The organism is Photorhabdus australis DSM 17609, assembly GCF_000711895.1.
GTDB lineage: Bacteria > Pseudomonadota > Gammaproteobacteria > Enterobacterales > Enterobacteriaceae > Photorhabdus > Photorhabdus australis.
Genome location: NZ_JONO01000005.1, coordinates 133719 through 157190, shown reverse-complemented (window position 1 = coordinate 157190; position 23472 = coordinate 133719). Strand labels below are relative to the sequence as shown.

The 23472-nt window shown below is 41.8% G+C and carries 24 protein-coding genes; 11 read left to right on the top strand and 13 right to left on the bottom strand.

Annotated elements, in window-relative coordinates:
• On the bottom strand, positions 1-272 hold a 272-nt coding region (locus BO26_RS02550; protein WP_036768495.1), incomplete at its 3' end, for a helix-turn-helix domain-containing protein.
• A 381-nt stretch (positions 273-653) separates the two neighbouring features.
• On the opposite strand from BO26_RS02550, the gene BO26_RS02545 reads away from it, so the two are divergent.
• Positions 654-995 (top strand): DUF4156 domain-containing protein, encoded by a 342-nt coding sequence (locus tag BO26_RS02545; RefSeq protein WP_036768493.1) that lies wholly within the window; start codon positions 654-656, stop codon positions 993-995.
• Between the two features lie 58 nt (positions 996-1053).
• Here the strand turns inward: BO26_RS02545 and epmB are convergent, their stop codons facing one another.
• Positions 1054-2082 carry an EF-P beta-lysylation protein EpmB gene (gene epmB, locus BO26_RS02540; protein WP_036768492.1) on the bottom strand — a complete coding sequence of 343 codons (1029 nt, stop codon included), beginning with the start codon at positions 2080-2082 and terminating at the stop codon, positions 1054-1056.
• 38 nt (positions 2083-2120) lie between these two features.
• On the opposite strand from epmB, the gene efp reads away from it, so the two are divergent.
• Entirely contained in the window at positions 2121-2687 is a 567-nt protein-coding gene (efp, locus tag BO26_RS02535) for an elongation factor P (RefSeq protein ID WP_036768491.1), read from the top strand.
• A 240-nt stretch (positions 2688-2927) separates the two neighbouring features.
• A complete protein-coding gene (gene sugE / locus BO26_RS02530) occupies positions 2928-3242 on the top strand; it encodes a quaternary ammonium compound efflux SMR transporter SugE (RefSeq protein WP_036768490.1) in 315 nt (104 codons plus the stop codon).
• A gap of 164 nt (positions 3243-3406) precedes the next feature.
• Here the strand turns inward: sugE and frdD are convergent, their stop codons facing one another.
• From frdD to frdA, 4 genes are read right to left on the bottom strand one after another with little or no spacing between them, the layout of a single operon-like run.
• Complete coding sequence (frdD, locus tag BO26_RS02525; RefSeq protein WP_201771236.1) at positions 3407-3763, bottom strand: fumarate reductase subunit FrdD; 357 nt, start codon at positions 3761-3763, stop codon at positions 3407-3409.
• A 13-nt stretch (positions 3764-3776) separates the two neighbouring features.
• Entirely contained in the window at positions 3777-4169 is a 393-nt protein-coding gene (gene frdC / locus BO26_RS02520; RefSeq protein ID WP_036768488.1) for a fumarate reductase subunit FrdC, read from the bottom strand.
• A gap of 15 nt (positions 4170-4184) precedes the next feature.
• Positions 4185-4919, bottom strand: coding sequence for a succinate dehydrogenase/fumarate reductase iron-sulfur subunit (locus tag BO26_RS02515; protein WP_036768487.1), 735 nt, complete (start codon positions 4917-4919; stop codon positions 4185-4187).
• On the bottom strand, positions 4912-6708 hold the full coding sequence (gene frdA, locus BO26_RS02510; protein ID WP_036768485.1) for a fumarate reductase (quinol) flavoprotein subunit: 1797 nt from the start codon (positions 6706-6708) through the stop codon (positions 4912-4914). The genes BO26_RS02515 and frdA overlap by 8 nt, the downstream gene beginning before the upstream one ends.
• A gap of 780 nt (positions 6709-7488) precedes the next feature.
• Between frdA and BO26_RS02505 the strand changes: the two genes are divergently transcribed.
• From BO26_RS02505 to epmA, 3 genes are all read left to right on the top strand, one after another.
• Positions 7489-7902, top strand: coding sequence for a fascin domain-containing protein (locus BO26_RS02505; protein ID WP_036768483.1), 414 nt, complete (start codon positions 7489-7491; stop codon positions 7900-7902).
• Between the two features lie 439 nt (positions 7903-8341).
• Positions 8342-8755: a fascin domain-containing protein gene (locus BO26_RS02500; protein WP_036768482.1), complete on the top strand. Its 414-nt coding sequence runs from the start codon at positions 8342-8344 to the stop codon at positions 8753-8755.
• Positions 8756-8989: 234 nt separating this feature from the next.
• Positions 8990-9967, top strand: coding sequence for an elongation factor P--(R)-beta-lysine ligase (gene epmA, locus BO26_RS02495; protein ID WP_036768481.1), 978 nt, complete (start codon positions 8990-8992; stop codon positions 9965-9967).
• 43 nt (positions 9968-10010) lie between these two features.
• Here epmA and glpQ read toward each other — a convergent pair whose 3' ends face one another.
• Together glpQ and glpT are read right to left on the bottom strand one after the other, a co-directional pair.
• Positions 10011-11087: a glycerophosphodiester phosphodiesterase gene (gene glpQ, locus BO26_RS02490; protein WP_036768479.1), complete on the bottom strand. Its 1077-nt coding sequence runs from the start codon at positions 11085-11087 to the stop codon at positions 10011-10013.
• Between the two features lie 129 nt (positions 11088-11216).
• Positions 11217-12566, bottom strand: a complete 1350-nt coding sequence (gene glpT / locus BO26_RS02485; RefSeq protein WP_036768478.1) for a glycerol-3-phosphate transporter — start codon at positions 12564-12566, stop codon at positions 11217-11219.
• A 494-nt stretch (positions 12567-13060) separates the two neighbouring features.
• Here glpT and BO26_RS02480 point away from each other — a divergent pair, with 494 nt between their 5' ends.
• Entirely contained in the window at positions 13061-13492 is a 432-nt protein-coding gene (locus tag BO26_RS02480) for a DUF29 domain-containing protein (protein ID WP_036768476.1), read from the top strand.
• A gap of 159 nt (positions 13493-13651) precedes the next feature.
• Entirely contained in the window at positions 13652-14083 is a 432-nt protein-coding gene (locus BO26_RS02475; protein ID WP_036768475.1) for a DUF29 domain-containing protein, read from the top strand.
• A 102-nt stretch (positions 14084-14185) separates the two neighbouring features.
• Here BO26_RS02475 and BO26_RS02470 read toward each other — a convergent pair whose 3' ends face one another.
• Positions 14186-15286: a glycerol dehydrogenase gene (locus tag BO26_RS02470; RefSeq protein ID WP_036768473.1), complete on the bottom strand. Its 1101-nt coding sequence runs from the start codon at positions 15284-15286 to the stop codon at positions 14186-14188.
• Between the two features lie 246 nt (positions 15287-15532).
• A complete protein-coding gene (locus tag BO26_RS02465) occupies positions 15533-16201 on the bottom strand; it encodes a 7-cyano-7-deazaguanine/7-aminomethyl-7-deazaguanine transporter (RefSeq protein WP_036768472.1) in 669 nt (222 codons plus the stop codon).
• A 307-nt stretch (positions 16202-16508) separates the two neighbouring features.
• Here BO26_RS02465 and tusA point away from each other — a divergent pair, with 307 nt between their 5' ends.
• Complete coding sequence (gene tusA / locus BO26_RS02460) at positions 16509-16757, top strand: sulfurtransferase TusA (RefSeq protein WP_036768470.1); 249 nt, start codon at positions 16509-16511, stop codon at positions 16755-16757.
• A gap of 148 nt (positions 16758-16905) precedes the next feature.
• On the opposite strand, the gene BO26_RS02455 is transcribed toward tusA, so the two are convergent.
• A complete protein-coding gene (locus BO26_RS02455; protein ID WP_036768468.1) occupies positions 16906-19179 on the bottom strand; it encodes a zinc/cadmium/mercury/lead-transporting ATPase in 2274 nt (757 codons plus the stop codon).
• 535 nt (positions 19180-19714) lie between these two features.
• On the opposite strand from BO26_RS02455, the gene BO26_RS02445 reads away from it, so the two are divergent.
• A complete protein-coding gene (locus tag BO26_RS02445) occupies positions 19715-20932 on the top strand; it encodes an MFS transporter (protein WP_036768465.1) in 1218 nt (405 codons plus the stop codon).
• A 95-nt stretch (positions 20933-21027) separates the two neighbouring features.
• Here the strand turns inward: BO26_RS02445 and BO26_RS02440 are convergent, their stop codons facing one another.
• Both BO26_RS02440 and rsmD read right to left on the bottom strand, forming a co-directional pair.
• On the bottom strand, positions 21028-21291 hold the full coding sequence (locus BO26_RS02440; RefSeq protein WP_015835813.1) for a DUF1145 family protein: 264 nt from the start codon (positions 21289-21291) through the stop codon (positions 21028-21030).
• 20 nt (positions 21292-21311) lie between these two features.
• On the bottom strand, positions 21312-21896 hold the full coding sequence (gene rsmD / locus BO26_RS02435) for a 16S rRNA (guanine(966)-N(2))-methyltransferase (RefSeq protein ID WP_036768463.1): 585 nt from the start codon (positions 21894-21896) through the stop codon (positions 21312-21314).
• Between the two features lie 239 nt (positions 21897-22135).
• Between rsmD and ftsY the strand changes: the two genes are divergently transcribed.
• On the top strand, positions 22136-23467 hold the full coding sequence (gene ftsY / locus BO26_RS02430) for a signal recognition particle-docking protein FtsY (protein ID WP_036768461.1): 1332 nt from the start codon (positions 22136-22138) through the stop codon (positions 23465-23467).
• Positions 23468-23472 lie beyond the last annotated feature (5 nt).

Here is a 23472-nt window from a genome sequence, read left to right as displayed (position 1 = left end):
AAGTGGTTGATTAAAAAATCAGTTTGTTCTCGGGAAAGCAAACTGTCAGACCCCCCATTATCCGATTTCAGTTTACCTTGATTGAGGTAATCACTGATATGGCGGTCAACGGTGGTCTGATGGAGTCGCAATGCCTGGGCGATCATCACAGAACTCCACCCTTCAGAAGCCAGAAGGATGGCTTTTATTCTGTCTCGTACTTGACCATCGCGAGTGGTGTCGTGAAGACGTTCAAGTTTGATTTTTTGTTCTGATGTAATAAATATTTTCATAGCGAGGATAATGATCTCCATTTCGGATAAAATCAAGCATCTTCAATGATTACGGGTATATAGGTAATAGATTGTTAAATCAAGATTATTTTTATGTCGTACTAATATTATCTTTTTTATTTTTCTTTTGATTGCAATTGATAAAACCTTTTGTGTTACCTTTAATAAGCTAATGTTTGTAATATTAACCTTGAACTTTTTCATGTTATTTATTTAGCTATTTTCTTCTATTTAGGCTGAATTAATGCGAATACAGAACGCGGTTAATCAAATATTTCACTATGAGGATTTCCTTATAAATTATTTACTTTGCGATATTGGTGTGCAACAAGGTATATTGATGACTAATTGTCGGATTTCCAACAATAAATGAGGAAAAATATGCGAATTAAAGTTTTGTTCAGTGTTTCGGCATTGTTACTGTTGGCTGGATGTACAGCTGCTAACCAATTAACTTCCGGCGGCTCACAAGTTCGTTTTGTTGATACTAAGCCAGGCAGCGAATGCCAGTTATTAGGTGAAGTGACCGGTGTTCAAAGTAACTGGATTGGTATCAGTAATGAAAGTAGTTCAATGCGCGGTGCAGCTAATGATTTACGCAATAAAGCCGCAGACATGGGCGGAAATGTGATTTATGGTGTAACCAGCCCAAGTGAAAGTCTGTTGTCAAGCTTTGCTCCACTAGACAGTAAAATGGTTGGCCAAGTTTATAAATGCCAGTGATGGCATTCAGAATTTGAATAGCATGCCCGGTAAAAAAGTACCCGGGCATGAGTTTTTGTCAGTTTTGTTTTAACCCCAAATCTAATGGTGTCTTACTCGATTCTCCACCGATTTCCCTTGCCAGACGAGGCACCAGATAACCTGAAACTTTTGTCAGTAATTCCCTGATAATTCCTTTGGCTTCCTCATCACTTACCATAAAGTGAGCGGCACCTTGCACTTTGTCCAGTACATGGATGTAGTAAGGCAAAATTCCAGCATCAAATAGAGCGTTGCTCAGATCAGCTAATATATCAGGATGATTATTAATACCACGCAGTAGCACACTTTGGTTCAGTAACGTAATGCCTGCCTGTTTCAGTAACCTCATGCTGTTTCGCAAAGATTGATCGATCTCATTGGCATGATTGATGTGCGTCACCATGATCACCTGTAATCTCGACTGGGCCAGACGATGGCAAAGCGTGGTTGTAATCCGAGCAGGAATAACCACCGGTAGACGGGTGTGGATGCGCAGTCGTTTGATATGGGAAATTTGTTCCAGGTTGCTGATCAGCCAATCCAATTCGTGATCTTTTGCCATTAGCGGATCACCGCCCGAGAAGATGATCTCATCAAGCTCAGGGTGTTGCTGAATGTAATTTAATGCTTGTTGCCAGTTGTGTTTATTACCTTTGTTGTCCTCATATGGGAAATGACGGCGGAAGCAATAACGGCAATTAACCGCGCATCCTCCTTTAACCAGCAATAGTGCACGGTTACGGTATTTATGTAACAAGCCAGGAACAACACTGCGTTGTTCATCCAAAGGGTCAGCGGAAAAACCGGGTACAATGTTGAACTCTTCTGGTGTTGTTATGACCTGTAGTAATAGTGGATCATTAGGATCGTGTGCCTGCATACGGGCAGCGAAAGCTCTGGGTACTCGTAGTGGAAACAGGCGACGTGCATTGCTTCCTTTGGTTAACTCAGGGTGCTCATGTAAAGATAATAATTGTAATAATTCATCAGGATCAGTAATAACATCTGTAAGTTGTTTCAACCAGTCTTCTCTGATGAGGATCTTTGGGGTTATAATGTGCGCCATTTTTTGGCTAAGCCATTTGTTTAAATTAGAGGTTCTCCATGGCTACTTATAGTACCAATGAATTCCGTTCAGGTCTTAAAATCATGTTAGATGGCGAGCCGTGCGCTATTCTTGAGAGTGAATTCGTAAAGCCGGGTAAAGGCCAGGCGTTTGCTCGTGTTCGTATCCGCAAGCTAATTTCCGGTAAACTATTGGAAAAAACCTTCAAATCTACTGACTCTGTAGAATCTGCTGATGTGATGGATATGAACCTGACTTATCTGTATAACGATGGCGAATTTTGGCACTTTATGAACAACGAAACCTTTGAGCAGTTAGCTGCTGATGAAAAAGCAGTTGGTGAAAATGCGAAATGGCTGGTTGAACAGGCGGAGTGTATCCTGACGTTGTGGAATGGTCAGCCTATTTCTGTGACTCCACCAAACTTTGTTGAACTGGAAATCACTGATACTGATCCAGGTCTAAAAGGTGACACCGCAGGTACAGGTGGTAAGCCAGCAACCCTGAGTACTGGTGCTGTGGTTAAAGTACCTCTGTTCGTGCAAATCGGCGAAGTAGTCAAAGTAGATACCCGCTCTGGTGAATACGTTTCCCGTGTGAAATAACCGCTGACGACAACGATATTTAGTAAAAACCGCAGTTTTGGCAACAGGCTGTGGTTTTTCTTAATTGATGATCAATGTGTAAGGGGTAAGCTCTATATCTCTGGCTCATTGTAAAATTGCGCTATTGATACCGCGATCTTACGTTACTATAATCCTCTTTCATTTCTAATGGTTATTCAGGACGACCTGAATATACTACCGTTTCTTGGGGACGACCCCACAACTCTATGTGACGTTGATATGTCTTGGTTTATTCTTGTTATTGCTGGTTTATTTGAAGTCGTTTGGGCGGTAGGTCTGAAATACACGCATGGTTTCACTCGGTTAGTGCCAAGTCTTATAACAGTCAGTGCTATAGCGCTTAGTATGGGACTGCTTGCGTATGCAATGAAAGGTTTACCTGTAGGTACAGCTTATGGGGTGTGGACAGGAATAGGCGCAGTGGGTACGGCCATTTTTGGTATCATCGTGTTGGGTGAATCTGCGAGCATTGCCAGAGTATTGAGCATAGTTCTGATTGTTGCTGGTATTATTGGTTTGAAATTGACCAGTTAATTTTAAAGTAAAGATATAGATCTGAAGAAGTGCTGATTAAGTTAAAGGCCGGGATTGATCGGCCTTTAAAGGTATTTGTCAGTGTGAAAAAGGTGTGATGGCCGGTTCTCGACAACATTGATCATGGTGAAGAGCCATCACAACTTAAACTCGTTACTGTTCAATTACAGAGTGAAAACCCCGATAATCGCAACAACACTCAGAATCGCTGCCATGCCGTAGAAGACCCATTTACCCGCAGGAATATGAATTTTCAAATCATGCATACCGTGGTGGATACGATGTAAACCGCACCATAACGGCAGAATGATCATCAGCAATAAGAAAGCACGGCCAATGAAGCTCTGGCAGAAGATCAGGATTCGCTCATAGCTTAATGCTGCGGGTGCTATTCCCAATGGTAAAAGGATTGCTACGAGTAAAATAATGGCTGGGGCTACAATTGCGCCCCACATACCGCCAGCACCAAATAATCCCCAGAAAATCGGTTCATCGGAACGTTTAGGTATTTGATTCATCAGGTCCTCCCCGGGATTAAAGTAAGGCTATGCCTAAGATGATAGCGGTGACGATAATGGTGACAGTCCACAATAGCTTGATCACAGGTTCAGGCCCCATTTTTTCACCTTTTATCACTACGTTAGCTGCTTTGGGGGCCAGTTCAAACCAGGTTTTGGTATGCAACAGAGCACCCAGCAGAGTGATTATGTTAATCAACAGGATAACGGGATTTTGCAGGAACGCGACAAATCCATCCCAGCTCTGTGTGCCACCTTTCAGGGCGAATACACCGTATATCATTAAGATACTGAACCACACAGTAGTAACAGCAGTGCTTTCACGGAGAATATAGAAACGGTAAAAGCCCAGTTTTTGCCACCAGTTGGGAGCCATACTACGAACATAAGGTTTACGTTTGGTAGTCATTGTATATTTCTCCCTTTACTGTGGTTTCAGCATGGCGATCATGAAGTCTTTAGCACTTTCGATTTTGCCTTGCTGAATTGCAGCGGCTGGATCGACATGTTTCGGGCAGACTTCAGAACAATAGCCAACGAAAGTACAACTCCATACGCCATTTTGGCTGTTAAGTTGCGGCATACGCTCTTTCTTACCACGGTCACGATTGTCAAGATTGTAACGATGAGCCAGAGTTATCGCAGCTGGGCCGATAAATTCAGGGTTCAAACCAAACTGAGGACAAGCGGCATAGCACAAGCCGCAGTTGATACAGCCGGAAAACTGATGGTATTTCGCCATCTGTGCTGGAGTTTGAATATTCGGCCCTTCAGACGGTTTACGGTCATTCCCGATAATGTATGGTTTGATCGCTTCCAGACTTTCAATGAAGTGAGTCATATCAACGACTAAATCACGCTCAATAGGGAAGTTAGCCAACGCTTCAACTTTCATGCCTTGTGGATAATCCCGCAGAAAGGTTTTACAAGCCAGTTTTGGCACCCGTTCAACCATCATGCCGCAAGAACCGCAGATAGCCATACGGCAGGACCAGCGGTAAGAGAGATCGGGCGCCAAATTGTCTTTAATATAACCTAACGCATCGAGTAGGGAGGTTTGTTCGTCATAAGGAACTTCATAGGTTATAAAATGGGGTTCATGGTCACTTTCCGGGTTATAGCGCATGACCTCCATTTTCAGGGTTTTCATATCAGTCATTCGCCTGCTCCTTATGCTTTTTCTCTTGTGCTGCGGCTTCACCACCGTACACGCGTTTTGCTGGAGTAGATTTGGTAATTTTCACGTTGCTATATTTTAGGTCAGGTGCGCTGTTAGGCTTATAGAAAGCCAGCGTATGTTTTAGGAAGTTTTCATCATCACGTTCGGTACAACCTTCATCCAGACGTTGATGTGCACCACGGGATTCTTTTCGGTTGATTGCAGAGTGAATCATACATTCGGCGACATCCAGACCAAAACCAAGCTCAATGGTGTATAGCAGATCAGTATTGAATACACTGGTGTTATCAGTAATCTGAACGTGTTTAAAGCGATCTTTTAGCTCGGCAATCTTATTAACAGTTTTTTGCATTAATTCAGGAGTACGGTAGATACCACAGCCTTCCTCCATAGAAAGGCCCATTTCATCACGGATCTTAGACCAACTTTCAGTACCTTTTTGTTTCAGCAGATTGTTAAGACGCGCTATGACATCATGTGCTTGGGTATCCAGTGCACGATCGTTAGCCGGCATTGCCTGCTGAGCGTGTTTTACTGCTTCTTCACCCGCCAGACGGCCAAAGACCACCAGTTCAGCCAAAGAGTTGGAACCCAGCCGGTTTGCACCATGCAGACCAACAGAAGAACATTCACCAACAGCAAACAGTCCTTTAATACGGGTTTCACACTTCTGGTCAGTTTCGATACCGCCCATGGTGTAATGTGCGGTAGGGCGAACCGGGATGGGGTCTTTAACCGGATCAACACCGACATACGCTTTTGCCAGTTCACAAATAAAGGGCAGCCGCTCAAGTAATTTTTTCTCACCCAGATGGCGTAGATCCAAATAAACTACATCGCCACGTTGGGTCGGAATTGTGCGACCGGCACGCCATTCATGCCAAAAAGCCTGGGAAACTTTGTCACGAGGACCCAGTTCCATGTATTTGTTTTCGGGTTTGCCCAATGGCGTTTCAGGTCCGAGGCCATAATCCTGGAGATAGCGGTAACCATCCTTATTGATCAAAATCCCGCCTTCACCACGGCAGCCTTCTGTCATCAGGATACCGGAACCGGGCAGGCCGGTTGGATGATACTGAACAAATTCCATATCACGCAGTGGTACGCCGTGACGGAATGCGATGCCCATACCATCTCCAGTCACGATACCGCCGTTAGTATTGTAGCGATATACACGACCAGCACCACCGGTTGCCATAATAACGGCATTGGCCCGGATCTGAATTTTGCTACCTTCCATTATATTTAGTGCAACTAAGCCGCGAGCTTGTCCTTCATCTACCAGGATATCGAGGACAAAATGTTCGTCAAAGCGCTGGATTTGCGGGTATTTAAGCGAAGTCTGGAATAGGGTATGCAGCATATGGAAGCCAGTTTTATCCGCCGCAAACCAGGTGCGTTCTATCTTCATGCCACCGAAGCGACGCACGTTGACAGAACCGTCTTCTTTGCGGCTCCACGGACAGCCCCATTGTTCCAGTTGGATCATCTCTGTCGGGCAATGTTCGACGAAGTATTCAACAACATCTTGTTCACATAGCCAGTCACCACCGGATACGGTGTCATTGAAATGGAAGTCGTAGGAGTCATGGGTTTGAGTGACTGCCGCTGATCCACCTTCTGCGGCTACGGTGTGGCTACGCATGGGGTAAACTTTTGAGATCAAAGCAATCTTGATGTGAGGATTAGACTCAGCCGCAGCAATTGCGGCACGTAGACCTGCGCCCCCGGCTCCGATAATAGCGAGATCGGCATTAAAGGTTTGCACTGTGCTTCTCCATTGTTCAAGTGAAATTTAGTGAGTAATCAAAAGGGTTATCACTATTCCTGAATGTTGTTGTTATTGTTTCTCATATAGCGTGATTCTGTGGATAAAATCTGTGCTTTAACGATTGAGGATAACTATTTGTTACTTTTTTGTATGGAATTAAGTATAGCAAATTTTCAGTGAGGGAAATTTGATATGAAGCGGTGTTTTGCTGGATTTGATTATTAATATATTGATCTAAGACAAGAATTGTCTTATTTTTCTTTAATTTGTCTTAATGATTAATTGTTTAGATATTTTAATTTATTTTGTTATCCTGAGTTGGATGGTGAAGCGATAATCTGGAAAAGTAATATTAATTGATCTGATGATATAATGCGGTAAAATTTTAATGATATTTTAAATTGGCATTTTCATTTCTTTTAATAATATGATTGGCGATTTAATATATAAATTGAATAGTCAATTGTTTTAACTAATTAATTCAGGATAGTTGTTAAAATTATTGACACTATTTTAGTGGTTATTTTTGTTGAATGTTAATTATTATTCTTAATTTAATATTAAAAAGTTATGAGAAGAGAGATAATTACTGTAATTATTGCTCTTAAAACGGTAGGATGAATATAAAGATATATTTTTCATTAAATACTAATTATCTATGTTTAGCAAGGGGGATCTTTTTACGGATATGTGAAAATTGATATTTGAATGATCTTTTAAAATTAACATCATGTAATTAAATTAATAATTCAAAATGTATTTTAACAGGAGGATATTATGGGATTACCCAATATTACTATTGCATTGCGGGCGGATAATAATCTCTATTTGAGTAGAGTAACTCGGAATGGGGTTAATTACATTGAAGCTGTTAAATCTGGTATTGATATTTACTCAAGATATAAATTAATACAGCTTAGCACCAATACGATAGCGCTTCTTGCGGATAGTGGACTCTATTTGAGTCGGATCACTCGATCTGGTGGTGATTATATTGAGGCTGCGAAATCAAGTATTGACATTTATTCTACGTTTACAGTAGTGGATGTCGGATGTAATGTGATAGCTCTGCGTGCAGATAACGGAAAATACCTAAGTCGGATCACTCTAAACGGTGTTGATTACATTAAACCGGATAAAGTTAATTTAGACGTATATTGTCATTTTAAAGTGACAACGCTAATTGAATAAAGATTGATTTTTATGGGCATTATTTCTGTAGTGGTCGGATAAAACTGACCACTTTTTTTGAAATAATTTGATTATTTAATACATCAACAATAATGACAATTTTTATTCTAAAATAATTAGTTGTGATTGGTCTTTGGGTGTTATTGATAACATTATAATTAATCAAATTAAATTATTTTTTACTTTCCTTATAATATCTTATCTTTTTAGTTTAAATATGATAATTATCTCTGGTTATTTTATAAATAATAATGTTAATTAAATTATAATTTATTCTAATATTCAGAATAAATTTGAAATATATCTTGTTGTTTAACAATAATGGTATATATTCAGTAAAGTGGTTTTTTTTCAGGCATAGAAAATAGATATGGTGTTTAAATGATATTCTATAAGTAATTAACTTAAGAAATTACATGTATTTAAACAGGAGGATGTCATGGTATTAGCCGATCATACTATTGCATTGCAGGCAGATAATGGGCTTTATTTGAGTAGATTCAGTCAGGGGAAAATTAACTATATTCAGGCGGGAAGATATACTATTGGTACATCTTCCCGGTATATAGTGGAACTATTTGGTGCTCATACGATGGCACTTCGGGCAGACAATGGGTTATATTTGAGCCGGATTCTTCGACCTGGTGGTAACTATATTGAAGCTGCAAAATCGAGTATTGACATTTATTCTAAGTTTACTGTAGAAGATATTGAATATAATGTAATAGCTTTGCGTGCAGATAATGGACTATATTTGAGTCGGATCAACATAAAAGGCATTAATTATATTAAACCGGATAAAACTTATATAGATGAGTATTGTCGATTTAAATTGATAACGCTGTTAGAGTAACAGTGACCTTGGCTGGTATAGGTTTTCTTGTGGTTAATATAATCGACCACAATTTCTTCTTTATCTTACGGTAATACTTCGACAGATAGTTAAATCTATTTAGCTGTAGCAAATCTGTTGTAGTATTGATACCAGACAAGCTCAGTTGTTCCAGGATGATCAGATAGTAATAATTTGTCTGATATGTGTGATGCAGGTAGACTGCACGTTTTGTTTTATTTTGGAGTCATTTACATGAGCGAAACAGCAAACTGGCAGCCAAGTGCACCTATCGCCAACTTGTTGAAACGGGCGACTATTTTAGCTGAAATACGGCGCTTTTTCGCAGATCGCGGGGTATTGGAAGTTGAAACACCAGCGATGAGTCAGTCTACAGTGACTGATGTCCACTTGTTTCCTTTTCAGACAAAGTTTGTTGGTCCTGGCGCATCAGATGGAATGACTCTTTATCTGATGACAAGCCCGGAATATCACATGAAACGCCTGCTGGCAGCAGGAAGTGGCTCTATTTATCAGCTCAGTCGTTGTTTCCGTAATGAGGAAGCGGGTCGTTATCATAATCCTGAATTTACTATGTTGGAATGGTACCGGCCTCACTATGATATGTACCGCTTGATCAATGAGGTGGATGACTTACTTCAGCAGATACTTGACTGCGAAAGTGCAGAACTACTCTCTTATCAGCAGGCTTTTTTGCGTTATCTGGATATTGACCCGTTATCCGCAGAGAAAGAAAAATTGCGTGAAATTGCCGCCAAATTGGATCTGAGCAATATTGCTGATACAGAGGAAGATCGGGATACTTTGTTGCAACTTTTGTTTACCGTTGGTGTTGAGCCACATATCGGTATTGAAAAGCCAACTTTTATTTACCATTTCCCGGCTTCTCAGGCTTCTCTGGCTGAAATCAGCAAAGAAGATCACCGAGTTGCAGAGCGTTTTGAGGTCTATTTCAAAGGCGTTGAACTGGCAAATGGTTTCCGGGAATTGACCGATGGCGATGAACAACGTCAGCGTTTTGAACAGGATAATTGTAAACGTGCAGAGCTGGGTCTACCTATCCGGCCAGTTGATGAAAATTTGATTGGTGCTCTGAAACAGGGAATACCTGAGTGTGCCGGTGTGGCGCTTGGCGTTGATCGTTTAGTGATGCTGGCTTTAGCAGCAGAAAAGCTCAGTGATGTTATTGCCTTTGCGGTAAATAAAGCATAATCATTAAACGACAGGGCGCTGATTGAGGCGCCCTGTTTGTATCTTACTTATGCTGATACTGTTTTTGCAGGAATTTCACACCTAAATCAGGGAAATCTGTGAATGCGCCGTCTACATTCGCCTGATTGTAAATGATATCGAAAAGCTGATCGCCGTTGGTGGCGTATGTAGGCAGTAGATCAACTCGAATAGTGTATGGGTGGACTTCCATATTGTTAGCGTGGGCATCTTTCACCATACTGGTTAATTTAATATTGGTTGGTGTAGAACTCTCATCTACGATCATATGGTAATCAGGACCGATGCCATCGGCATACTGTGCCACTTTTTGCATTGCACCAGGTTGAAACATCCAGTCATAGCTGTAATTTACCCATGTACCGTTTGGTTTTTGTTCATAGGTTTCATTCCAGTCGGTGTAGGCGATAAGCTGAACCAGCTTTAAGTCGATTCCCAGCTTAGGTTCCAACTCGTTTTTGATACGTTTAAGTTCGTTAGCGTCAAAACATTGCAGATAAACTTTGTCGCTTTTCCTGGTGTAACCATATTCTTTCAGTACTGTTAGTACCTTAGTGGAAATATCTTTCCCCTCCTGCTGGTGGAACCATGGTGCTTTGATTTCAGGATAAATACCGATGTTTTTGCCAGTAGATTGGTTTAATCCCTGAACAAATTCTATCTCTTCTTGAAAAGTGTGAATCCGGAAATCAGATTTCCACATCGGAAAACGATTGGCATAGGTCTGTACATACTTATTATTTTTAATCTCGAAGCCTTCGGTGAATTTCAGTGATTTGATTTCGGGTAAGGTGAAGTCGATGGCATAGTAACGCCCATCCTGGCGAGCACGATCAGGGAATTTATTTGCAACGTCAGTGACGCGATCAAGATAGTGATCATGTAGTACCACCAACTCATTATCTTTAGTCATAACCAGGTCTTGTTCTAGATAATCGGCACCTTCAGCATAAGCCATAGCCTTAGCAGGTAAGGTATGTTCAGGTAAATATCCGCTTGCACCGCGATGGGCTATCACAATTTTATCTGCCGCTTGAACTATGCCTGACATAGATGAGGCTAAAATAATACCCGTTACCATGGTTTTTATTGGAGTTTGCATATGTATTTCTCCGTTTTAGCGATGAGATTGCTGTGCTGTGTTAACAATAATTTTTTTGAAAGGCTAAAAAAACCGCAGCATAAGCAATGCTGCGGCTTATAATGATGTATCACAATTTAGTGACAGTAATTAGTCACAATGGGCTAATTCTTGTTTGTGCTTGTTTTCATTGATCATGACAATCAATAACAAAATAACAGACAAGGCACTACCGCCTATCATGACCGAAAAGCCACCGTTCCAGCCGAAGGCATCAACGGTGTAACCGATAATGGCACTGGCCGCAACTGAACCACCTAAGTAACCGAACAAGCCGGTGAAACCAGCGGCTGTTCCCGCCGCTTTCTTAGGTGCCAGTTCAAGGGCGTGCAAGCCGATCAACATAACCGGGCCGTAGATCAGGAAGCCAATAACCAACATACAAGCCATGTCTACATTTGGGTTACCCGCCGGGTTTAGCCAGAAGACAATCGTTGCGATAGTGACCAGGGTCATAAAGAAGACGCCGGTTGCACCCCGGTTGCCTCTAAATACTTTGTCTGACATCCAGCCGCACAGTAGAGTACCTGGGATACCGGCATATTCGTACAGGAAGTAAGCCCATGAAGATTTGTCTAACGCAAAGTGTTTGGCTTCACGCAGATAGGTTGGTGACCAGTCAAGAACGCCGTAACGCAGCAGGTAAACGAATACGTTGGCAATGGCAATCATCCATAGCAGTTTGTTCGGTAATACATACTGCATGAAAATCTGTTTGGCGGTTAATTCTTTTTCATCTTTCTCTGTGTAATCAAGTGGATAATCGTTTTTATACTCTTCGACGGGTGGCAAGCCACAAGATTGTGGTGTGTCACGCATTAGAGCAAATGCAATCAGAGCAACCAGGATTGCAGCGAAAGCGGGCATATACAGTGCCGCTTTCCAGTCATTGAACCATGCCATACCTAGCAGGAATAGTAACGGTGGCAAACCACCACCGACATTATGTGCGCAGTTCCAGATAGAAACGATACCGCCACGTTCTTTCTGTGACCACCAGTGAACCATAGTGCGGCCGCAAGGAGGCCAACCCATACCCTGGAACCAACCACATAGGAACAGCAACACGAACATGACAGTAATACTGGAAGTTGCCCAGGGTACAAATCCCATGAACAACATGACAGCCGCTGCGAGAATCAGACCTGCTGGTAAGAAAACCCGAGGATTGGAACGGTCGGATACGGAGCCCATGATGAATTTGGAGAAACCGTATGCGATAGAGATCCCTGATAATGCGAAACCGAGATTACCTTTGGAAAAACCTTGCTCAACCAGATAAGGCATTGCCAGAGCAAAGTTCTTCCTCACCAGATAATAAGCGGCGTAACCAAAGAAAATCCCCATAAAAATTTGCCAGCGTAGACGACGATAGACTGGATCTATCTGTGTTGTTGGCAGTCGGGGCTTATGAGGCGCCGGCTTGAAAATACTTAACATATTTTGCCTCCGATGGCTTATCTGGTTATATGAACAACTTACCGGTTGACTAATGTTCCCGGATGGGAAAACGAGAAGTTTTATAAGCGGTTATTTTCTATAACGAAAATTATGATAGTCGAAAAGACTCAACCTATCTGTGAGAAAAGACTCAGTTGTTAAAGCTGTTTTGCCCTGGTGATAATTCTGAGTGATTTGTTACCTTTTGAAAATGTACTTTATCAACGAAATTGTGACAAACGTCACAATAACAAACTTTACTTCTTTATTGGTGAGCGTTTTTAGTTCGTTTTTGTTCTTTTTCAAACAAAAACCACAGTTTTTATGCATATTTTGTTGCTGTATATCTATCCTGACAGACATTGGGATCTTCTCAATTGATAGTGAATGAATAATCGATTTTGACGATAAACAGACTGCTTTGACGGTATACTAATGATCTGCCAGACTCATAATTTATACAGTTGTATAGCTGATATACAAGTGGAGGAACCATGACGACACGTTATGATAGCGACTTTTATGGCTGGACACAGGAGCAGGCAGGTTTGCTTCGTTCCGGCAATTTGAGCCAGTTAGACACGGAAAACCTTTTGGAGGAGATCGAAAGCATGGGGAATAGCCAAAGAAACGAGTTGGAATCTCGTCTTGAGTTGCTGTTTCTTCACCTTCTAAAATGGCAGTTCCAATCTGAACGGCAAGGGCGAAGCTGGAAACTTACGATTGAAGAGCAGAGAAGAAAAATAGCCCGTCGTCTTAAAAGAAGTCCTAGCTTAAAATCAGAACTTAGTGAAATGCTATTTGATGCCTATGGTGATGCTATGATTGCCGCTGAACGAGAAACTAATATTAGGCGTTGTGTATTCCCTGAAACTTGTCCCTGGACGTTTGAACAAATAATGGATGAGAATTTCTGGCCTGAATGATTTCGATAAATTTGTTTATCTGACGCACTGTGGTTTTGAGCAGTGCGTTTTTTGTCTCTCGTTTTTGACGGTATGCTAATAATCTGACAGACTCATCGATTATATAATTGTATAGCTGATATGCCATATGCCATATGCCATATGCCAAGTGGAGGAACCATGACAACACGTTACGATAGCGACTTTTATGGTTGGACTCAGGAGCAGGCAAACCTCATTCGTTCCGGCCACATTGATATGTTGGATACTGAAAATCTTTTGGAGGAGATTGAGGCTATGGGACGAAGTGAGCGACGGGAATTCGAATCGCGTCTCGAAGTTTTAATCGCTCATTTACTGAAATGGGAATACCAACCTGTAAGGCGAAGTCGTAGTTGGATATTAACGATTAATGTTCAGCGTAAAAAAGTGAGTCGTTGTTTGAAGGAAAGCCCTAGTCTGAAGCACCGACTCGTTGAATCGTTCAATGATGCTTATGATGACGCAGTATTACTTGCTTCAAAAGAGACAGGTATGATGGAAGATGTTTTTCCTGAAGCCTGCCCCTGGACATTTGAACAAATAATGGATGAGAATTTCTGGCCTGAATAACCCTGATGAACTAGTCTTATTATCTGACGCACTGACTTTAATCAGTGCGTTACTCTGGCTGCCAAAAATAAAAGCGGACAATTTGCCCGCTTTTTCCCAGACTTAGTACAGCCAGTCGCGTCCCATCCGGTCAGCCGCCAGAATGGCGGCGTACACTTTTTCTGGTGTAACTTCAAAAGGCATGTTGTGAATAGTTTCACCTTCAGCACAACTTGCTTTCGCTACTGCCATCACTTTTTCTTTCAGTTTTTCACCGTCTTTCACGCCAAGCTGATCCAGAGTGACAGGTAGCCCTACTTGTACACAGAAATCGAGTACAGTATCCAATTCTTCATTTGGACTGTTCTCCAGAATGAGTTGGACTAATACTCCGAATGCAACTTTTTCGCCGTGGTACATATGGTGGCACTCTTCCAATACGGTAAAGCCATTGTGTACGGAATGTGCGGCAGCGATACCTGTATTTTCAAATCCCAGACCACTTAGGTAAATGCTGGCTTCGATAACATTTTCTACCGCCGGCGTACTGACCCCAGCGTCAACGGCCAATTTTGCTTTATAACCGTCTTCTAACAAGGTTTCGTAGCATAGATGGGCAAGAGCCATTGCTGTACGGGATATTCCTCCACCAGTCATTCTCGGTTTATGGGCATTGTTACAGCCGCGTGCTTCAAAATAGGTAGCCAGTGAGTCGCCAATTCCGGCAACCAGAAAACGGGTTGGTGCTTTGGCGATAAGAGCAGTATCTACCAATACAATATCTGGGTTTGTTGGGAAAAATAGATAATCTTCATATTCGCCGTCATCAGTATAAATAACAGATAAGGCACTGGTCGGGGCATTAGTGGAGGAGATAGTGGGTGCGATTAGAATGGGTAATTTGGATTCGTAGGCGACCACTTTTGCCGTATCCTGTACTTTACCGCCACCGATACCAATAACCGCTTGGCATTCATTTTCTTTTAGAATATCAGATAGTCGTTGAATCTCATTACGGCTACATTCACCACCAAACACCTCAAAATGACTTGTAATATCATATTCTTCCAGGCTGTTATGTACGGTATCCCCCACCAATTTCATTGCTGAGTTGCCGATAATAACAAAAACATGGTCTGCAATGGTTTTTGTGTATTTACCAATAGAAAGCAAGGCGTCAGGACCTTGAATATATTTAGGTGGGGCTTGGATAACTTTCAGCATAAAAATACTCCTTTTGTGGAAATTCAATGCCTGTTTACCACATACATTTTCCTGACGAACAGGGAGCAAAACGTGACAGACAGGGAAACGAGTTTCGGGTGAAAAAGTACTTATCTACTTAACGGGTTAACACTATATGATAAAAAGTAATGATCGGTTATGGATAAAAAAATGTTTATACCCATTTTGTAGAAGGAAATGTACATTTTTTTGATCTACGCCCGATATCTACCGGGCATATGGGAATCAGCGAACCTGGATATGAGGGTGGGCAGTCTGGTAAGCGAAAAAGTACTTCAGGATCAAATTCAGTAAAATACCGTAGACGGGTAGAAAAAATAGTAGGCAGATTAATAACTTGAAGCAGTAATCAACTAATCCAATCTCGACCCAGTTTGCGGCCATAAAAGCATCTGTACTGCGGTAAAAAGCAATAAAGAAGAAAGCTAGAGTATCAAGTAAGTTGCCAAAGAGCATTGCCGCTGCGGGGGCAATCCACCAGTTACGTTTTCGCCGCAGACGGTTAAAGACGTAGACATCCAGTACTTGCCCAAGCAAATAGGCCATAAAACTGGCGCAAGCAATACGAGCAACAAATAGATTGAATTCAGACAGCGCGGGGAAACCTTGCCATACTCCCTGGAAGAATAGAGCGGAAATAATATAAGAGATCAGCAAAGCAGGGATCATAACGGTGATAATGATGCGTCTGGCAAGTGACGCATGATAGATACGAACAGTTAAATCTGTTGCAAGAAAAATAAATGGGAAAGTAAATGCTCCCCAGGTGGTATGAAAACCAAAGATAGAAATAGGTAGTTGCACCAGATAGTTACTGGAAGTAATAATCAGGATATGAAATAGCGAAAGCCAAATCAAAGCAGAAGTTCGCTGCGAAGCAGTAAATGAAAGCATATTGTACCTTTTTGGATAATGGGGTGAGGGAACCCAATGAAATACCTGCCGCTTTAACTGACGGCGCCGCGCATGATACGTCGATTGTGCATAAAATCAAGATGATTACCTGTAAAGTTCATTTTTGGATAGCCTTTTTATAATATATACCGAATGAACTTCAAGATGCATCGCGACGGCAAGGGAGCGAATCCCCGGGAGCATAGATAACTATGTGACCGGGGTGAGTGCAGCCAACAAAGAGGCAACTTGAAAGATAACGGGTATAATCAACTTTCATCAGTTGCCTGGAATTACAGAGATAGTTATGCCAGATGTTTTTACCAACCCAGATAAAACCCTTGATACACAGGGGCTTCGTTGTCCTGAGCCTGTGATGATGGTACGGAAAACTGTGCGTCATATGGAAGCAGGGCAAATGTTACTCATTCTTGCAGATGATCCAGCAACCACGCGCGATATTCCCAGTTTTTGTCGTTTTATGGAGCATCAGCTTGTTGCGCAAGAAACGGAACAAATGCCTTACCGCTATTTGGTTCGGAAAGCAGAGAGGTAACGCCAGGACGCAATCAGAAAAACGCTCTTGTAGTGACAGGTTTCATTGACTTTATCTGTAGCAACAAAAAAAGGTATGGATCAGCCCCTGGAATAGGCCCCATACCCTTTAAAAAGTTGATGACTGGCATTAATCGTTAAATAGTTTTTTATTTCACTTTAATTCTCAGTAACCTTACTGCATTTGCCGTTACCAGAGCGGTAGCGCCAGAATCAGCTAATACTGCCATCCACAAGCCAGTGATGCCTAACAGACTAGTGATAAGGAAAACCCCTTTTAGCCCCAGCGCAATAGCTATATTTTGGCGGATATTATTATGAGTTGCGCGAGACAGGGCGATTATTTCTGATAAACCTGTCAGACGGTTGTGGGTTAATGCTGCATCTGCGGTTTCCAGCGCAACATCAGTCCCACTTCCCATTGCGACACCGATACTGGAAGCTTTCATTGCTGGTGCATCATTAATGCCGTCACCCACCATCATTGTGCTGTGGTCTTTATTCAATTCCATAATAACGTTGACTTTGTCTTCCGGCATTAATCCAGCACGGAAATCCATTCCTAACTGACCGGCAATTGCAGTCGCAGCGCGAGGGTTATCTCCTGTCAGCATCACTGATTTAATACCCTGACTTTTCAGTAAATGGATGGCACCTATTGCATCTTGACGTAATGTATCTTGCATCGCGATAAGGCCAATGAATTGTTCGTCATGCATCACAGCAACAACCGTTTTGCCTCCATCTTCCAACTGGATAATTTTTTGTTTCCAGTCATTAGACAAAATATTCTCTGGCAGTTTACCCGGTGTACTGACTAAGATGCGTTTACCCTCTAATTGACCTTCAACACCGATACCTGCCAGTGCCTTACGATGTTCCGCTTCAGTAACATTAATGTTTTTACTTGCTGCATGTTGCAAAATAGCTTTGGCCAGTGGGTGGTGGGAGCCACTTTCCACGGCAGAGGCCAGAGTTAATAGCTGAGATTCACTAATATTCGCCACTGGTTGTACATCCGTGACTTGTGGCTTGCCGGCTGTCAGCGTACCTGTTTTATCAAAAGCAATGGTTGTGATTCGACCAAGTTGCTCCAGTGCAGCACCGCCTTTAATCAGTGCACCGCGACGGGTTGCAGCTGCAAGGGCTGACGTGATTGCGGCAGGTGTAGAAATTACCAATGCGCAAGGACAACCAATCAGTAACAGCGTAAGACCTCGGTAGATCCAGGTTTCCCACGGTTGGCTGAATACAGTAGGTGGAATAATGATAACCAACATAGAGAACAGCATGATCAGCGGGGTATAAATCCGGCTAAAACGGTCAACAAAGCGCTCGATAGGGGCGCGGCGTTCTTCTGCTTCTTCAATCAGTTGCAGGATGCGGTCAATGGCGTTGTTGCCTTGTTCAGACAATACTTTCATCTGTACTGAACGGTCTACGGATAAACAACCAGCCGGAACTTTTTCACCCTGCATGCGTTCAACCGGGATGGATTCTCCTGTCAGGGCACTTTCATCAAAACTGGCGAATGAGTTGAGTAATTCAGCATCGGTTGGTAAACGTCCCCCCGGTGCAACTTCAATAATATCTCCAGGGCGAAGATCGGCGACCGGAACAGTTTTTCTTTCACCATTTTTTACCAACAGCGCTTCTTCTGGAACTAACGCCATCAAAGCACTAACCCCTCGACGCGCACGGCCAGCGGCATAGGATTCTAACATTTCACCAAGCATAAACAGCAGGAGTACCATTGCGGCTTCAGCGGTGGCGTCAATAAACAGTGCGCCGATTGCAGCAACGCTCATTAGTGTTTCAATAGCAAATGGTGTGCCTGATCGTATGAGCTTCCAGGCTTTGCTAACAATAGGTACCAATCCAATCAAGGTGGTGATAATAAAGGCAATGCGGCCAAATGGGGCATTAACATGGGAGATCCCCCAGCTTATTAGCATCATCAGTGAGAGAAGAGTAATTGGCGCAAATTCTCTCCAGCGGCTACTTTTGGGGGCTTTCTGATTTGTATTTGGGGTGTGAAGTTTAAATCCAGCCTGGTTGACGGCCTGGATAACTGTTGAACGTATATCTGTATCAGCATCTACAACCAGTTTTTCAGTTGCGAACAGGACCTTGACTTGTTTCACTTCTGGAATTTTTCTGACTGCCGTTTCAATTTTACGTGCACAGCTTGCGCAATCCATACCATTAACAATCCAACTAAAACGCTGGCTTGCCAAGAACTCAGGTATCTGTGTTTCTTGTATGTCATGGGAATGATTGTGTTCGTGTGAACAGGCACCATTATGTTCATGTGAATGCTTACTAACATGTTTAGCTTGCTCTGCACAGGCGGTACTTGTACAGCAGCTTCCATACTGGTGGTTATGTTGATGGGTGCTATTTTTGTTTGAATTTGAGTACATGGGCTCCCCCTTACAGAGTTAATTCACATATGATGACGAAACTCTACACTTTGGAGCCTACTCCAGAGTCAAATAAAAAAGAGAAAATAAATGGATAAATTGTGCTGCCTGTCATTAATCCAGATTTTCATCTGTAATACCGGCCTCATGATGAAAGACTCTTTTGTAAGTGTATCTTTATATTGAAAAAGGGAAATATAGTTAATTATAGTTTAGTAATAATTCTTGATAATATTTTTGTTGACTTGTTTTTTATTATGTGAAATAAATCAGTTGTTGTGAATTTGTTAATGAGGTTTATCAGAATTCTTGTTTCGGGCGGGCAAAGCGCTCAGTATTATTTCCAACTAATTACGTCAATAATGATTATGTTCCCCAGTGTCAATGGGGTAGCTGCTTCATATGCTTTTGGGGATGTTATGAAATTCTTAGGTGGATATGGTGAAATACTTAGCAAGAATAGAAGAATTGGAATTCACTCTCGTAAAATAAAAATAGAAACACAAGAAATACCTAAAAATGAAAGGTGTAATATATGTGGCCTGCAACCAAAATAGTAATAACATATTCTGTTATTTTTAATTCTTTGAGGATGCTTATTGGTGCGACTTCATCGGTTTATCTTTTAAGTAAAGGGGTATCTCTTGTCGATCTTGGTTTAATGAAAACCATGCAGGCCAGCGTTTTTTTTATATTGGATATACCAACGTCTTATCTTGCTGACAAAATTAGCAGAAAATATGCGATAACTCTTTCTGTTTTTTTTGGTGGAGCCTGGCTTGTTTTAACGGGGATTTCATCCAGTTTATATAGTTTTTATCTGGCCGAATTTTTTAACGCAATCTCTTTGACAATAATAGGGGGAACATATCATTCATACTTAATTGATGTCTATAAATCGGAAGGTGGTAAAGATACTCATCGGATATTGGGAATTAACAGTAAATATCATTATATGTCTATGGCTATTGCCGCTATGATTGGCGCGGCAATAGGTAATGTAGATTCACGATGGATATGGATTTTTGCCGGAATGGGTAGTTTTATATTGATGTTTTTTTGCTTTCTTCTTCCTGAATCACAAGTTAAATCAGTAGACGGGGAAAAATCAGGGTTAATAAATGATATAAAGGAGATATACTCTCTTTTAATTAAAGGAAGTAAAGACTTCTTATTCATATTTTTTGCAGTTGTTTCAAATATAGTATATTTCCAGATATTACTCCAGTATTGGCAACCTTATGCTTTTCATGGATTTTCTGGTGGAATTAAAAGTTCTTTTTCATATGGAATATTATTTGTTTTTATTCTTATGGCTCAATCTGCTGCAGGATGGATCATCAGTAGAATTAGTGATAATAAAAAATTGATTTGGTTTGGCCTACTTTTGATGCTTGTCTCCAGTGGAATATGTTTGTTAGGTGGGAAACATTATCCATACTTAATACCTGTAGCTTTAATTTTTATGTTTGGTAGTAATCAATATCTAACAATGGGGCTGAGAGCTGTTTATCACGACTATTTTGATGCCAGTTTGAGGTCAACATTTGACTCTTTATTATCGACCTTTGCACGCTTAATCGTTTTGATGCTCTTGCCAACGGTTGCATATCTTACGGAAACTTTCGGATGGCAAATAATGTCATATTCACTCATTATCTTGTCTTTAATCGTTATTTCTTTTTATGTGTTTAGCCTGAAATTATCGCTCAGGCAAACACACAAAAGATCTCTTCCGACACAGATAAGATAAGCGGGTGGTTATGAATGTAATGGTGGCATTTATGCTACATTCGTTTTCGCCAGTCTGCCTGTTACTACAACAAGTAGGCATTTCCCGCTAATGATTTATTTTTTAAGCTGCTTTTTCTGCATTGCCAATAACTCAAAGACACCAAAAAAGAAAATCTTCGTTTGCATCAGGCCAGAAAGTTTTTGGTCTTTGGGCTGACTGGATTTTAGAAGTAGCATCTGAAATGCGTGCATTACTACCGTGAAAATCATGGCGATATCCATAAAATACTTCAATGGTTTTGGAAATGGATGGATTAGGTTAAATATCAAAAATCCCCAAACGCAGACCATTAATAGTTTTCCCAGTTGAATAAACATCAGTGTGCTCCCAAAGATAATTATGCAGGTAAGTAACGAATATAAAGCCGATATGCGACTTGTCCGGCAACTTTTTCACGATGAAGGTGCCAGTTAACAGGAACGTCTGCTGCCGCTGATTCAGACTCAGCCTCAACATAGATCCAACTTTTATCTGCTAGCCAACCTTGCTCTTCCAATAATTTTATGGTTTTGGCAAGCATTCCTTGACGAAAAGGTGGATCAAGAAAAATCACGTTATAGGGTGCACCCGGCTGAGATAAATAGTTTAACGCGCTGTCGTTAATAATTTCGGCATTTTTGGCATCGAGAAGAGCCAAATTAGCTGAAAGCTGTTTTGCTACATTACGTTCGTATTCAATAAATGTCGCCTGTGCTGCATAACGGGAAAGTGCTTCTAACCCCAGAGCTCCGCTTCCTGCGTAACAATCCAGGCAGTGTGCTTCCTGAATAACTGGAGCCAGCCAGTTAAACAGAGTTTCTCTAACGCGATCTGTGGTCGGGCGTAATCCAGGGCTATTTGGTACAGGTAATTTTCGGCTTCGCCATTTTCCACCAATAATGCGGATTTGTCCCATAGATTGTTGTTGTGATTTTTTTGCCATAATTTACGTAACTTAATAATTTGTCATCAGATAGGTGTTGCATAACCGATAACGTACTTTTAAAGGTGCCATGAGAGTATCGGATAAGAAAAGACTTATTAAACCTTGCTGGCGTTAATTTACCATGGAATTCGTGATTGATATGTGTTGCGTTACTACGAAAATGTTAGACTGCATCTAATTTCGTTATTATTCACCGTTATAACGCCATGATTTAACCTTGAGGAGTGTAGTGGCTGATGGCAAAAGAGAAAAAAAGAGGCTTTTTCTCCTGGTTCGGGCGTGGTCGTCAGGAAGAACAGCAAAAAGAAGAACAATTGGTTGTAGAGCAAGCGGAGCAACAGCGTCTTGCTGAGGAAGCGGCGAGATTAGCCGAGGAGCAGGCGGAACAACAACGGCTTGCTGAAGAAACGGCGAGACTGGCGGCTGAACAAGCAGAACAACAGCGTTTGGCAGAAGAAGCAGCAAGGTTAGCCGCAGAGCAGGTGGAACAACAACGGCTTGCTGAAGAAACGGCGAAATTGGCGGCTGAACAAGCAGAACAACAGCGTTTGGCGGAAGAAGCAGCAAGATTAGCCGCAGAGCAGGCGGAACGGGTACTAACCGAACAGCCAAAGCCGGTGGTATCTAAGGAACAGGAACGCCCGACTAAAGAAGGATTTTTCACGCGTTTGAAACGTAGTTTGGTTAAAACTCGTCAAAATTTAGGGTCCGGTTTCCTGAGTCTGTTCCGTGGTAAAAAGATCGATGATGATCTGTTCGATGAATTGGAAGAGCAGTTGTTAATTGCTGATGTTGGTGTCGATACTACCCGCAAAATCATTGGCAGTCTGACGGACCATGCTAGTCGTAAGGAGCTGAAAGATGCAGAAGCGTTGTATGCCAAACTGAAAGAAGAGATGTCTGGTATTCTGACTAAAGTTGATAAACCGCTGGATATTGAAGGAAAAACACCGTATGTCATTTTGATGGTTGGTGTTAATGGTGTTGGTAAAACCACCACGATCGGTAAATTGGCACGTCAGTTTCAGGAACAAGGTAAATCTGTCATGTTGGCGGCTGGGGATACTTTCCGCGCTGCCGCCGTTGAGCAGTTACAAGTATGGGGCGAACGCAATCATATTCCTGTGGTGGCGCAACATACCGGCGCTGATCCAGCTTCTGTAATTTTCGATGCCATGCAGTCAGCTAAAGCCAAAGGCATAGACATATTGATTGCAGATACCGCAGGCCGTTTGCAAAATAAATCTCACCTGATGGAAGAGTTGAAGAAAATTGTTCGGGTGATGAAAAAACTGGACGAAGACGCTCCACATGAAATCATGCTGACATTGGATGCCAGTACCGGTCAGAATGCAATAAGTCAGGCTAAACTGTTCCATGAAGCCGTTGGGCTGACAGGTATTTCATTAACAAAACTGGATGGTACAGCCAAAGGTGGAGTGATTTTCGCCATTGCTGATCAGTTTGAAATTCCTATCCGTTATATTGGTGTCGGGGAAGGAATTGAAGATTTACGGCCATTTAAGGCAGACGATTTTATAGAGGCACTTTTTGCCCGAGAGGATTAATTACC

Coding starts and splice junctions, on each gene's coding strand:
- BO26_RS02545 (WP_036768493.1), top strand. CDS start 654: ATGCGAATTAAAGTTTTGTTCAGTGTTTCGGCATTGTTACTGTTGGCT.
- epmB (WP_036768492.1), bottom strand. CDS start 2,082: ATGGCGCACATTATAACCCCAAAGATCCTCATCAGAGAAGACTGGTTG.
- efp (WP_036768491.1), top strand. CDS start 2,121: ATGGCTACTTATAGTACCAATGAATTCCGTTCAGGTCTTAAAATCATG.
- sugE (WP_036768490.1), top strand. CDS start 2,928: ATGTCTTGGTTTATTCTTGTTATTGCTGGTTTATTTGAAGTCGTTTGG.
- frdC (WP_036768488.1), bottom strand. CDS start 4,169: ATGACTACCAAACGTAAACCTTATGTTCGTAGTATGGCTCCCAACTGG.
- BO26_RS02515 (WP_036768487.1), bottom strand. CDS start 4,919: ATGACTGATATGAAAACCCTGAAAATGGAGGTCATGCGCTATAACCCG.
- BO26_RS02505 (WP_036768483.1), top strand. CDS start 7,489: ATGGGATTACCCAATATTACTATTGCATTGCGGGCGGATAATAATCTC.
- BO26_RS02500 (WP_036768482.1), top strand. CDS start 8,342: ATGGTATTAGCCGATCATACTATTGCATTGCAGGCAGATAATGGGCTT.
- epmA (WP_036768481.1), top strand. CDS start 8,990: ATGAGCGAAACAGCAAACTGGCAGCCAAGTGCACCTATCGCCAACTTG.
- glpQ (WP_036768479.1), bottom strand. CDS start 11,087: ATGCAAACTCCAATAAAAACCATGGTAACGGGTATTATTTTAGCCTCA.
- glpT (WP_036768478.1), bottom strand. CDS start 12,566: ATGTTAAGTATTTTCAAGCCGGCGCCTCATAAGCCCCGACTGCCAACA.
- BO26_RS02480 (WP_036768476.1), top strand. CDS start 13,061: ATGACGACACGTTATGATAGCGACTTTTATGGCTGGACACAGGAGCAG.
- BO26_RS02475 (WP_036768475.1), top strand. CDS start 13,652: ATGACAACACGTTACGATAGCGACTTTTATGGTTGGACTCAGGAGCAG.
- BO26_RS02470 (WP_036768473.1), bottom strand. CDS start 15,286: ATGCTGAAAGTTATCCAAGCCCCACCTAAATATATTCAAGGTCCTGAC.
- BO26_RS02465 (WP_036768472.1), bottom strand. CDS start 16,201: ATGCTTTCATTTACTGCTTCGCAGCGAACTTCTGCTTTGATTTGGCTT.
- tusA (WP_036768470.1), top strand. CDS start 16,509: ATGCCAGATGTTTTTACCAACCCAGATAAAACCCTTGATACACAGGGG.
- BO26_RS02455 (WP_036768468.1), bottom strand. CDS start 19,179: ATGTACTCAAATTCAAACAAAAATAGCACCCATCAACATAACCACCAG.
- BO26_RS02445 (WP_036768465.1), top strand. CDS start 19,715: ATGTGGCCTGCAACCAAAATAGTAATAACATATTCTGTTATTTTTAAT.
- BO26_RS02440 (WP_015835813.1), bottom strand. CDS start 21,291: ATGTTTATTCAACTGGGAAAACTATTAATGGTCTGCGTTTGGGGATTT.
- rsmD (WP_036768463.1), bottom strand. CDS start 21,896: ATGGCAAAAAAATCACAACAACAATCTATGGGACAAATCCGCATTATT.
- ftsY (WP_036768461.1), top strand. CDS start 22,136: ATGGCAAAAGAGAAAAAAAGAGGCTTTTTCTCCTGGTTCGGGCGTGGT.